The organism is Mucilaginibacter sp. NFX135 (assembly GCF_048565145.1).
In the GTDB taxonomy this organism is placed as follows: Bacteria; Bacteroidota; Bacteroidia; order Sphingobacteriales; family Sphingobacteriaceae; genus Mucilaginibacter.
The window spans coordinates 4758834-4771725 of record NZ_CP183412.1; the positions used below are offsets into that span (position 1 = coordinate 4758834).

A 12892-nucleotide genomic window follows, 5' to 3' on the forward strand; every position below is an offset into this window, starting at 1 on the left:
CAAAAATCATTCCGTCTTAATTTTAATTTCGTTTAGCTTTTCAAATGCAGGATCCATCCAGGCTTCCGAAACATGGTTAAGCGCGTTCTTCAGTTCTTCGGCCCATTGCGCCGATATAAACTCCAGGTCTTTTTTCTCATAGCGTTGCTCCACCAGCTCAAAACTATCTTTTTTATAAAGCACCACATCAATCGGAAAATCCACGTTATTGGCGCTTACCCTTGTCGAATCAAACGACAGAAAACCTGTTTTAAGCGCCAGTTTCAGGCTCGAATTTTCGGTAAGCGTACGGTTTAAAATGGCCTTGCCATGCGCCGCGTTCCCGATAACCACATAAGGTGAACCCTCGCCCAGCTCCACCCAATTACCCTCCGGATAAAGCAAAAACAACTTGTGTTCATCATCATCTTGCAACTGTCCGCCAATAATGGTATTCAGATCAAACTTAAAACCCGCCTGCTCCAGCGCAACCTTGTCTTCCACAGCCGCCAATTTTACCTTTTCGCCAAAGGCATTTACGGCTTTGTACAACTTGTTAAACTCCCGGGTTTCCAGCTGTTCGGTAAAGTAAGTAATGGCCTTATCCCTTACCGAGCGTAAACCACTGGTCATGATAAAAAGTGAAAAATGATCTTTTTGTGCTATGGTGATCTTCTTTTTTACAGTAGTATCAGTTCCCGTAGTAATGCGGGTATCGGCAATAGCCAGCAACCCCTCTTTAACTTTAATTCCCAGACAATAGGTCATCTTAAAAAAACGTAACGCGTTAAAATTCCGAAACCACCAAAGTAATTAAATAAAGGGAGATTATAGGATTAATGAGCAAATTGGTTTTGGAAAGGGATTTTAAAGCTTATCATTGATTCGGCTAAAGCCGCCTTTAAATTTTAACCCCCGTCCCATAAATGGGGACGGCAATGAATTTTGAAATTATTTCAACATGAGCCTTTATTCATTGCCGTTTGGCTTCAGCCAACGGTTAAATTCAAGTATATAAAATGGCTTTTAGCCGAAAATCTAAATTCTGCATGCGATCCTATTCAATTTAAATTTTTGTTGGCTAAATCGTTATTATTCGGTATTCTTGAACTTTTGCGCATAACCCCGGCGCACCTGCTTTACCTGAATAAAACAAACATCAATGACCGAACACAAACTTAATCCTGAAGTACTAAAAACCAAACAACACTTTGAAATTCTGGACGGACTGCGCGGAGTAGCAGCTTTCGCCGTGGTGACCTTCCATTTTATGGAGATAGCTTACTCCGATTACAGCCAAAACTTTATTGGCCATGGCTTTCTGGCGGTCGATTTTTTCTTTTGCCTGTCGGGCTTTGTGATCGGGTATGCTTATGACGACCGCATCGGAAAAATGGGTGTCATGGAGTTTTTTAAATCAAGGATCATCAGGCTGCATCCCCTGGTTATTTTCGGTTCGGTATTGGGTTTGTTAGCTTTTTTGTTTGATCCCTTTGGCGGTCATCCTGAGCTGTACAACGCCGGCAGGCTGATACTGCTATTTTTACTGTCTGTACTGCTTATCCCTTTCCCGGTAATGAGTGACCGCTATTTTAACCAGTTTGGTTTTAACGCACCTGCATGGTCGCTATTTTGGGAGTATATAGCCAATATTGTTTATGCCTTTGTGCTTTGCCGCGTTCATAAGCGTGTGCTGCTTGTACTTGCTATATTGGCGGCACTGGGTATTTGTTTTGTGGCGCGGCACTCCGGGAACCTGATGGGTGGCTGGGGTAAGGGTAACTTTTGGGACGGCGGCGCCCGCATAAGCTATTCGTTTTTAGCCGGTTTGCTGATATACCGCTTCAATTGGATCATCAAAAACAAACTGGGATTTTTAGGCCTGGCAGTGCTGCTGGCCTTCGCTTTTCTGATGCCTTTCTCTGCTCAATGGAACTGGCTTACCGAATCGTTGGTAGTAATCTTTTACTTCCCGCTACTGATTGCCCTGGGCGCGGGAGCCGTATTAACACAAGGCATAAAAAAACTATGTGTATTCGCCGGGAATATATCCTACCCGCTATATATGACCCATTACGCGGTAATGTGGATGTTTGGCAACTATTACGCCGCACATAAGCCGGGCCCCGACCAATTGGCATTGATTATTTCGATATCGGCGATCCTGCTGGTAGGTATAGCCTATTTGGTGATGGTAATATATGATATCCCGGTACGGAGGTATTTGACTAATAAAAGGAAACAGGGCGTTTAGGTTTTGAATTTAAACTCATTTATTCTCTTACGGGTTCTGTTGTAAACCGCAGATTGGCCTTTGGAAGTTTATCTGCCATATAGGCTATCCAAAAGAGTACTACCGGTATCATCACATCAAACTGCCGTGCGTAAGCGCTAACCAATCCGCTGATGAAAAAATACAGCATGAAAATGAGCATGACGAATTTCAGCGCATAATTGATTCTTCGCCAATTGCTCACACTTACTATTAAAGCCATTATACCAGCCCAAAACACTAAGGATCCGGTAATAATATTGGTAATGGTTTGCGGGATCTGGTATGAGTAGGAATACGGAAAATCAAACAGCATGCGTGAAAGGTTATAAAAATAGTTTTTAATAAACTTTTTAGGCGCCGAACGGATGTTTCTGATCGCCGCCTCTTTAAACAGGTCATCCTGCTCAACGCCCTGGTGTTTTAAGATCGAAGCGATCTCCGCCGAATGATTGGCCTTCAGCAATGAATCGCCTTCGGTAGTATTAAAAGGCTGCGGCGACATCAGGTTGGTTAAGCCGGGCAGTTTCCAATCGCCGTACTCCAGGTTATCGGGAGTACTCATCCAATACAAGCTCATACCACCGGAGTTTCCCCAATAAAAAAACCTGCCAGTTAGGCTATAAGTGTACATAAGATAAGGTGTTGTGGTTATAAAGGCTATCAGAATGATATACAGGGAGCTTTGATAATTCCTTTTTGCTTTACCGAAAATTAAAAGGACCAGGCATACCAATAATCCGCCCAGCAATACATAGCCAAAAATAATTTTAGTTAAGGCTAAAAAGCCCAGCAAAAACCCCGATAGTATAAGGTGCTTAATCTTGCCACCCTTATAAAATAATACCACACCATAAACAAACGCCGAGATGAGAAAAGCCGAAAATATTTCGGTAAGAACAGCCGGCAAATACGTGTAAATATTAAAATAAAACGCCCATATGATAGCAAAAAACAGGGCTATCCGTTCGTGGGCTACACAGGTTAAAGCTTTATAAAGAAAAATAATGGATAAATAATAAAACAGGGCGTTAAACAAGGCGTAAAATATAACAGGCAGATGCAGTGCCGCACAGGGCATCAGTGCTATAGGATACCCGGGGCCATTCCACAAGTTAATACCGGGAGCCTGCGGCGAATAAAAGCCGTGCAGCAGGTTTTCCGCGAAACCAATATACCGGGGCTCATCGCCGTATAAAACAGGCCATTTGTGTTTCAGGATATAATAAACGTAATACAGCAGGAATGGTAAAAAAAGAAGAAAGGGATTACGCTTAAATTTAATAGTCATACCAGGTTAGCAGGTGCCGTCAAGCCATGAAGGTAGGGCAATTTAATGCTTTTTCTGAAGATAAAGAACAAGAGATTTGCTTTGGTCTGAGTCCGTGCCGGTGATAGTATCGACGATAGGCCATTTTTTACTTACTCAGAACTAAAGACTTCTGACTTCAGACTATTTTTCGTATATTTATACCAAACGGCAGCCCGGCACCTTTCTCAAGGGTGCCGGGCTGTTTGGTTAAGGCAACAGGAGAACCAAAAACCAACCGTTTAATATACAATCAACTATATACAACTCCTTAATACTTTTTAAACTTTTCAAAGCGTATCAAAAGCGTCTTAAAATTTGTTAAAAAGTGTTAAAATCGATTTTTTTTCAACAGTTTTTGAACCATTTTCGTCTCATTTCAGGACCGAAAAGTGTTAAAATTCAAGGTTTAAAAAGTTTTCAAGCTCTGGTTACAAAATATAGAACACCGCCTGTTTTTGTTGCTGATGGTTGGTCACCATATCGGTCACCTGGGGCATTTCGTCTTTCAGCATTTGCTTCAGGTCCTGCTCAATTTTCCTGCTGATGGTGGTGGTTGGGGTATCGGTCGGCATGTTCTCAAATGGATCCTGCAAATGAATAGCCATTTTCTCGATCAGAAAAAATGCCGACGAAATAGCGATCACCAGGGGTACCTGCAATATGCCAAAAAACTCCATCAGGCTAAAAGGCAGCAGCAATACAAAAAACAGCACCAGCCAGTGTATATACACACTGTATGTAGCCGGGAACACGGTATTTTTGATCCGCTCGCAGCCGCCCATCGTATTCATAAAACCGGTTAGGGTACCGTCCATCGCTACTTGCTGGTATTCGTTGATCCAGCCTAATTTGTACAGGGTACGCAAATCATGCCCTTGTAACTCATTCAGGGCCAGCGGCACATGCTCCACATTGCGAATATTTTTGATGTCGTCATCGCTCAAAAAAGCCTCCAGGTTTTGTTTAGCATCCTGTTTACGCAAATGGCGGCTCAGGCTGTAGCACCAGGCTATTTGCCGTTTTACTATCCGCTCTTTGAGGGCCCATTTTTCTTCGCCATCGTAACTACTATCAACAAAAGTGAGTACCTGGCGGGTAAAGGTGCGGCAATCATTCACGATGCCGCCCCATAAAATGCGGGCTTCCCACCAACGGTCATACGCCTGGTTTGACCGAAAGGCCAGCAGCAGGGATATAATAGTACCCAATATAGTAGGCACCGTTAAGGGGATAGATACCTCTTTTAAATTATAGTATTGGTGCACTAAATAAATAGCCGACGAATAAATGGCCACCAGGATGAGTTCTTTTTTTATTTTTCCGAATACATAAGTAACCGGGATGTTTTCTTTCAGTAGCATAATGTTTAATAATTAAGGGGTTAATTACTGTTGTTCTATCAATTCTGGTTCTTCGGCAATAAGGTTTGCCATTACACCGGCTGTTTCTGTGTTGGCAAGTACGCGCGTTCCGCATTTTTCTATCAGTACTTCGGGATTGATGCTGTTTTTAAAAAGTAATTTGTAATTATCATGCGGCGGCACTATGGCATCCACTTCATGGGCATCCAGGTAGTTATTAAAAACGGCTACCGTACTTCCATAAAAAATATCAATATGGATGCGGTTGATCAGGTGGCTGAAATCTTTCTCCATTTCGCGGCAGCGGATATAAAAATTATCGGGGATATGTTTATACTCGGCCGAGCGGCGCGACAGCATGAGCAGTTCGCCTATGTTATCGGTAATTTTCAGCATGTGTACCAGTCTGATGTCTACTTTTTGCGGATAATATTGCTGGGCTATGTTCGGGATACTTTGAAGCGATTGGTACGTAAAATCGGTGGGGATGAACAGCGTTTTCATATCGTAATTATTTAATGGTTTAACTTGTACAACTTTGTTTGATACAAGTGTAGCCCCCAATAATTAGGATGATCTAAGAAAGTTATTAGAATTTGATTAGAGTTTTACACCGATGCATCCACCGGCAAAAAAATCTTGATCTCGGTGCCCTTGCCAACATCAGAGCGAATACCTATGCTGCCCCTGTGCAGGCGTATAATATTGAGTGTTAAAGGCAGGCCTACTCCGTGCCCCTCGTAGCTATGCGTATTGGAGGCCCTGAAAAAGGGCTCAAAAATATGCTGTAGTTCGCTTTCGGGAATGCCGATACCCTGATCGGTGACAGAGATAATTACTTTATTATTTTCGGCCAGCAACCTTATTTTCACCATACGGTTGTCTGAATATTTGCAGGCATTACTGATGATATTGGTAACGGCCAAACGCAGTAAATTGCTGTTACCACTTACATAAAGCAGACGTTCATCGGTCGGCATATCTTCCAGATCGATCTGTATATTACTATCGGTATTGATCTTTTTAATAGATTCTGAAGCGGTCATCAGGAGTTCATCTATCCGGATGCTTTCCCAGCGCTGTTTTTTACCGTCGAAACCCGATTGGGCAAGAGCCAATAAGCTATTCAGTATCTGGCGCAGCTTTTCAGCTTCTGAATAAATGGTACCAAACACCTCACGCTGTTCCGGGCTGGCATCGGTTTTACTCAAGGCCAGTTCAGCTTCGGTACTGATGATGGTTAAGGGTGTACGCAGCTCATGCGAGGCATTGCTTACAAAGTTATTCTGTGTTTCAAAGGCTGTTTCCAGGCGGTTAAGCATGTCATTGAAGGTATAGGAAAGTTCGGCTACCTCATCCTTACCACTGAGCTCATCCAGCCTGAAGTGCAGATTGTTGGCCGTTATATTTTTAACATTGTTAATGATACGTCGTATGGGCTGAAAGGTATAAAAGGAGAATATCTTACCTATAAAATAAACCAGTATCATGGCAACAAGAAACCCGTAGATCAATATTTTTTGCAGATCTTTTAACTCCTGAAAACCCGATGGATCTGTAGCCGAAACGATAACGATGTATCTGTTATTGTCTTTTTTAAATACTTTACCAGCATAAAAAATATTGTCAGCCTTATAGCGCGCTGCATTATCCTTCAAGATGTTTTTAATCAGTTCACTATTTTTATCGATCCCCCCGTTAATATGAACCCTGCTTAGTGTATCGATATTAAAAAAATACATCTTTTCAGCTTCCAGCCGCTCCAGATATTTATTGCGCACTTCCTGGTAGGCTCTGCTTCTGGCACTCGGAAAAATGTTTACCTCGGCCGAGATATTAACGCGGGCTTCCAACCGTTTAAAAAAATCGTCGAAACCAAACCGGTATACCAGGTAAAAAACGGTGATATTGAGCAATAACAATATTGCACCAGACAGCAACAGGAACAATAGGGTTATTTTACTTTGTATTTTCATCGGGTTCTCCCTCTTTCATGATATATCCCATACCAAAAACCGTATGTATGAGTTTGGAACCACCACCTTTTTCCAGTTTCTTGCGCAGATAATTTACATATACATCAACCACATTAGTACCCATATTAAAATCAATATCCCACACGCTTTCCAATATTTGGATCCGCGACAATACCTTTTTCTGATTCTTTACAAAATACTCCAGTAGCCTGTACTCCGTAGCTGTGAGCTTTAATGGTTCCTGGTTACGGTAAGCTATTTTTGATTCGGCGTTAAGTTCCAGGTCGCTGATTGTAAATAGGTTATTTTTAGACTGCTGCTCGCCGCTTTTACGACGCAGCAAAGTACGTAGGCGCGCAGCCAGTTCGGCAATTTTGAAGGGTTTTACCAGGTAATCATCGGCGCCGCTATCTAAACCGTTCACAATATTTTCGGTGGAGTCAAGCGCGGTAAGCATTATAACAGGCATGGCTTGTTTTTGCTGTCTGATGAGCTTACATACTTGTATGCCATCCATTACGGGTAGCATCACATCCAATATCACCAGATCAAAATCATGGTCAAGCGCCATTTGCAAACCTGTTGCGCCATTACCTGCCACACTTACTTCGTAACCAAATTCTGCAAGTCCTCGTTTTATTACCGATACCACGTTAGGTTCATCCTCAACCAGTAATATCCCCATATATTAATTTGTATAAATGATTATCTCCAGGCGCCATAGCGTACTAACCGCGTCCTGAGATATAGTTAACTGCAAGGCCAATTATTTCTTTGATATAGGTATTCCATTTATTTAGTGCATCAGCACTCGGCACAAACTCGCTTAAGCTAAAGTCGCCGGTTCCGGCAATATAATTACAAGGGTATGGTATTACATCAACGCCCATTTTTTTAAAGATCCGTGCCGATCGCCGCATATGAAAAGCGGAGGTTACCAGTAAATACGGCCCCCGCTGCCCATGCTTTTGAAGTAAAGTTTTGGTCAACGATGCATTTTCCAGGGTATTGCGCGACTGATCTTCTATCAGGATGCAGCTATCCGGTATTTGCGCAGCTTGCAATTGATATCTGGCCCAGGCTCCTTCCCGGAAAGCTGATGGGTTTAAATTACCATTACCTCCTGAAATTAAAATATATTTTACCTTGCCTGTCTTTTGTAAAAGGACGCCTTGTATAAATCTGTCGGACGCAGAGCTAAACATACCCCTCCCCTCCTTATCATCCGATGCGAAACCACCCAGTACAATAGCCGCGCTGTATGTTTTATTTTTTTCAAGTTCGGCAGGCGCTATATCCCAGGCCCGGGCAAGCCGGTTGATCAGAAACGGGTTAGAAAAAAAATAAAGCAGCCCAATACCCCAAAGCAGGTATTTACGTTTACGTTTTATATTCTTTGCTAAAACCGCCATTAGCAGTAAAACAAATATATACAACAGGGGAAAAAGCAAGAATGCTAATATTTTCGACAGGATAAAAAACATATACCGGTATACTTTAGCCGTAAAAGTAATTAAAATTTAGAGTCAGGATATCAGAATCAGATATCACAAAAAAAACAAGAAATCATTTATTCACTGTTAATACCTATACATAATTCATGATTAACATGCATTTAAGTTATTTAAATCAATAATATTAAATACAAATCATTGATATAATGTGTAAACCTTGATTTTCGCTTAACTTATGTATGTAACAAACTGGCATCATCATTGTCATAAAAACAATAAAATTTAGATTATGGGCTTACTAAAATTTCTTGTCGTTGGCGCAGCAGTTGCTTACGGCATAAACTATGTTACCAAAAAGGGGCCGGATGGTAAATCGATCATTGACGATCTTACAGAGAACGGGCCTGAATGGATGGATCGTGCAAAAAAATACGGCGAACTTACGTTGGAGCAAATAGCCGTACGCACTCAAAATTTCAGAGATAACTTCCGAGACAACAACAGGTTCTAAAACAGCTATTGCATTATTATGCATCATATTCTTTTTAGGTGATAGCCTTACGGCTGGCTATGGCCTAAAAATACCAAAACGGAATCGCTCCCGGCACTGATACAACACAAGACAGACGCAGCTAAATTGCCTTATCATGTAATTAATGGCGGATAGGTGGTAATACTTCGGCCGGGGGCCTTTGGAAAGTTTTTCCCCATGCGTCATTGCGAGGTACGAAGCAAAAGCCTCACCCAACCCTCTCCAAAGGAGAGGGCTTTAAAATATTCTTTTGAGGTCTCCCCCTTTGGGGGAGATTTAGAGGGGGCTTTTGCAGACGGGCTGAGGCATCTTCGCCATACCTTCACCAACACCTCAGGACAGTTAGGGTTGCGTAAATAAAAATATCAGCTTAACATTGCTGCAAGCCCCTTGAATTATCTTGCTTACCTTTATAAACCGCTTTATTGCATTATATGAAATCATTTTTATGTAAGCCCGCGCTTTACATTGCTTTACTGTTTAATTTTCTCATCGCTAACCCAAGCTTAGCCGGTACACCCGGTAAAGCAGCAGGTTTACAATGTGAACATCTCATCAATCCTATTGGTATCGATTCCCGGCATCCACGTTTAAGTTGGTTAATGACTGATGACAGGCAAGGCGCAGCCCAAACCGCTTATCAACTTACCGTTGGCACCGATTCTACAGGCGTAAGCAATGGTAAAGGCGATAGCTGGCAAACCAGCAAGGTGGTGTCCTCAGCAAACCTGGTCAATTACCAGGGTAAGCCATTACAGCCATTTACCAAATATTACTGGCGCGTGCAGCTATGGGATCAGACCGGTAAAAAACTCCTGCCATCGGCCGTAGCCAGTTTTGAAACCGGGATGATGGATATGCGCAACTGGAAAGGCTCCTGGATAAGCGATAATAAAGGTATAGCGGTAAACCCTGCCCCTTACTTTCGGCATACATTTAAAGTAGCTAAACAAATTCGCTCGGCAAGGGCCTATATCGCCGTAGCTGGCCTTTATGAATTATATATCAACGGGCAAAAGATCGGCAACCACCGTCTCGACCCGATGTACACCCGGTTTGACAGGCGCACCCTGTATGTAGCCTATGATGTTACCGCGCAGTTGCAAAATGGTAAGAACGCCATTGGAGTATTACTCGGCAATGGTTGGTATAACCACCAGAGCACAGCGGTATGGTATTTTCACCAGGCGCCATGGCGCGGCCGCCCAACGTTTTGTATGGATCTGCGCATTACTTATACCGATGGTTCTGTCGAAACCGTGTCGTCCAACACACAATGGAAAACGTCACTAAGTCCTATCGTTTTTAACAGCATTTACACTGCCGAACACTACGATGCCCGCAAAGAACAACCCGGTTGGAATACACCCAACTTTATAGACAGTGCCTGGAAACAGGTTATTAACCGCTCGGCTCCGTCACAAAATATTGTGGCGCAAAGTCTGCAGCCTATCCGCAATGTGGAAGAAATAGCTGCCAAAAGCATCACCAAAATTGACGATAACCTGTGGGTATTTGATATCGGCCGCAACATATCAGGCGTGAGTAAGATTACCGTTAAAGGCGATTCGGGTACCGTGATCCGCCTGAAACATGCTGAGCGATTGAATAAAAATGGTCATGTGGATCAATCCAACATCGACCTGCATTATCGTCCTACGGATGATAAAGACCCTTTTCAAACCGACATCTTTATTTTGAGTGGTAAAGGCGAAGAAACCTTTATGCCTAAGTTTAACTATAAGGGTTTTCAATACATAGAGGTAAGCAGCAGCAAACCTGTTGAACTGAGCAAAGAAAGCCTGAAAGCTTATTTTATGCATAGCGATGTGGCCCCCATAGGCACAGTAACATCGTCAAACAAAACTATCAACCAGATCTGGAGCGCTACCAATAACTCCTACCTCAGTAACCTGTTTGGCTATCCTACCGATTGCCCGCAGCGCGAAAAGAATGGTTGGACCGGCGACGCACATATTGCCAGCGAAACCGGGTTGTATAATTTTGACGCCATTACCATTTACGAAAAATGGCTGGCCGACCATCGCGATGAACAGCAGCCCAATGGTGTGCTGCCATCTATTATCCCAACCGGCGGCTGGGGCTATGAATGGGGCAACGGCCCCGATTGGACAAGCACAATCGCTATTATCCCCTGGAATATTTATTTGTTTTATGGCGATAGCAAACTACTGGCTGATAGTTATACCAGCATTGAGAAATATGTAAATCATATTGACGAGCTTTACCCAAGCGGATTAACCACCTGGGGTCTGGGAGACTGGGTGCCGGTAAAGTCTGTATCGCCGGTTGAGTTGACTTCTTCTGTGTATTATTATGCAGATGCCAGCATCCTGGCTAAAGCTGCCAAAATATTAGGTAAACAAGCTGATTTTATAAAGTATTCGGCACTGGCCAATAAGATCAAGAATGCTATCAACGCCAAATATCTGAATACCGAAACCGGGATGTATGGCAAAGGTCTGCAAACCGAATTAAGCGTACCGCTATATTGGGGTGTGGTGCCGCAAAACCTGAAAAGCAAAGTGGCCGCTAACCTGACGCAGCGTGTAGCTGCCGATAATTATCATCTGGATGTGGGGATCCTGGGCGCAAAAGCCATTTTAAGTGCTTTGAGCGATAATGGCTACCCGGATGCAGCTTACAAAATAGCATCGCAGGAAACTTTCCCTTCCTGGGGATGGTGGATGGTGAATGGGGCCACTACGCTGTATGAGAACTGGAAGATTGATGCTAAGTCTGATATCTCGCTAAATCATATCATGTTTGGGGAAATAGGCGCCTGGCTATATAAAGGTATAGCGGGGATCCATACAGATCAGGATCATCCAGGTTTTAAAAACATCCTGCTACAGCCGCACTTTGTAGCCGGACTTAATGAATTCACAGCCACTCATGATGGCCCTTACGGCAAAATAATATCCTCATGGCAACGTACCGATCATGGTATAACCTACAAGGTTACCGTACCGGCCAATTCAACCGCTACCATAACCCTACCCGCAGGTAAAACTTACCTGGGCGGCAAGCTGCTTAATAGTTCAAGACCTTACCAGGCCATTGCAGGGAGTTATGTTTTTGAGGTGAAATAATCATTACTTCAATTGCCATAGATATTTCATATTTACATTCGCTTAACACCAAATGACCTTTTACTGACAAGCCGGTTCATCAACCGGCTTGTTTTGTATATACTTTTGTTACATTATATCGGCTCTATATCATGTACAAAAAAGTCACTTTATTAGTCCTGCTGCTTACATTTTCGTTGATCAACATAACCCATGCCGAAGAGCCCTGGGCCTTAAGTACTAACAAAGAAGGTGTTAAGGTTTATACCAGGCATGTGCCCGATTCAAAAGTAAAAGCCATTAAAGTAGAATGTGAGTTTAATGCCTCAGCCGCTCAATTGGTTGCTGTATTGTTGGACATCAAAGGCAGTATAGATTGGGTATATCATACCAAATCTGTTAACCTGATCAAACAGGTATCACCTTCAGAGCTATATTATTATTCCGAAGTATCCATACCCTGGCCCCTGCATAACCGCGATTTTATTGCCCACATCAAAGTTACCCAGGACCCTAAAACTAAAGTGGTTACGGTTGATGCCCCCTGTTTGGCTGATATGGTAGCACGTAAGGACGGTATTGTACGTATTGAACATTCGGTAGGTAAATGGATCATTACACCTATCGACAGCAGCCATGTAAAAATCGAATATACCCTGCACCTGGATGCCGGCGGCAATGTCCCCGCCTGGTTACTTAACATGTTTATTACCCAGGGACCTACAGAAAGCTTCAAAAAGCTAAAAGTACAACTGCAGAAACCGACCTATAAGAATATTAAACTGCCCTATATTACGGATTAGTTGGTTCATTTGTTTATTGGTTCATTAGTTCATTAGTGTTGAAATGGCAGTAATGGAGGATAAGTTTAAATAATTTCAAGACCAATAAACTAATGAACCAGTGAACTAATG

Annotated in this window: 11 protein-coding genes; 4 read left to right on the forward strand and 7 right to left on the reverse strand. The window is 42.8% G+C overall.

The features are described from left to right. Positions 1-6: 6 nt before the first annotated feature. On the reverse strand, positions 7-747 hold the full coding sequence (locus ACNURT_RS19825) for a peptidase (protein ID WP_370998905.1): 741 nt from the start codon (positions 745-747) through the stop codon (positions 7-9). 394 nt (positions 748-1141) lie between these two features. Between ACNURT_RS19825 and ACNURT_RS19830 the strand changes: the two genes are divergently transcribed. Next, positions 1142-2233 carry an acyltransferase family protein gene (locus ACNURT_RS19830; RefSeq protein WP_419699201.1) on the forward strand — a complete coding sequence of 364 codons (1092 nt, stop codon included), beginning with the start codon at positions 1142-1144 and terminating at the stop codon, positions 2231-2233. 19 nt (positions 2234-2252) lie between these two features. On the opposite strand, the gene ACNURT_RS19835 is transcribed toward ACNURT_RS19830, so the two are convergent. From ACNURT_RS19835 to ACNURT_RS19860, 6 genes are all read right to left on the reverse strand, one after another. After that, a complete protein-coding gene (locus ACNURT_RS19835; RefSeq protein ID WP_419699202.1) occupies positions 2253-3542 on the reverse strand; it encodes an ArnT family glycosyltransferase in 1290 nt (429 codons plus the stop codon). Between the two features lie 449 nt (positions 3543-3991). Beyond that, a complete protein-coding gene (locus ACNURT_RS19840; protein ID WP_370998908.1) occupies positions 3992-4924 on the reverse strand; it encodes a bestrophin family protein in 933 nt (310 codons plus the stop codon). A 24-nt stretch (positions 4925-4948) separates the two neighbouring features. Then, positions 4949-5428, reverse strand: a complete 480-nt coding sequence (locus ACNURT_RS19845; RefSeq protein WP_419699203.1) for a hypothetical protein — start codon at positions 5426-5428, stop codon at positions 4949-4951. A gap of 104 nt (positions 5429-5532) precedes the next feature. After that, on the reverse strand, positions 5533-6900 hold the full coding sequence (locus ACNURT_RS19850) for an ATP-binding protein (protein ID WP_419699204.1): 1368 nt from the start codon (positions 6898-6900) through the stop codon (positions 5533-5535). Then, the gene (locus ACNURT_RS19855) at positions 6884-7585 is read right to left on the reverse strand and encodes a response regulator transcription factor (protein WP_370998911.1); all 702 of its coding nucleotides are present in this window, start codon (positions 7583-7585) and stop codon (positions 6884-6886) included. The genes ACNURT_RS19850 and ACNURT_RS19855 overlap by 17 nt, the downstream gene beginning before the upstream one ends. Before the next feature lie 43 nt (positions 7586-7628). Next, the gene (locus ACNURT_RS19860) at positions 7629-8312 is read right to left on the reverse strand and encodes a YdcF family protein (protein ID WP_419699205.1); all 684 of its coding nucleotides are present in this window, start codon (positions 8310-8312) and stop codon (positions 7629-7631) included. Between the two features lie 331 nt (positions 8313-8643). On the opposite strand from ACNURT_RS19860, the gene ACNURT_RS19865 reads away from it, so the two are divergent. From ACNURT_RS19865 to ACNURT_RS19875, 3 genes are all read left to right on the forward strand, one after another. Beyond that, the gene (locus tag ACNURT_RS19865) at positions 8644-8865 is read left to right on the forward strand and encodes a YtxH domain-containing protein (RefSeq protein WP_419699206.1); all 222 of its coding nucleotides are present in this window, start codon (positions 8644-8646) and stop codon (positions 8863-8865) included. Between the two features lie 455 nt (positions 8866-9320). Then, on the forward strand, positions 9321-11999 hold the full coding sequence (locus tag ACNURT_RS19870) for a family 78 glycoside hydrolase catalytic domain (RefSeq protein ID WP_419699207.1): 2679 nt from the start codon (positions 9321-9323) through the stop codon (positions 11997-11999). Between the two features lie 131 nt (positions 12000-12130). Beyond that, positions 12131-12781 (forward strand): START domain-containing protein, encoded by a 651-nt coding sequence (locus ACNURT_RS19875; protein WP_419699208.1) that lies wholly within the window; start codon positions 12131-12133, stop codon positions 12779-12781. The last annotated feature ends 111 nt before the right edge of the window (positions 12782-12892 follow it).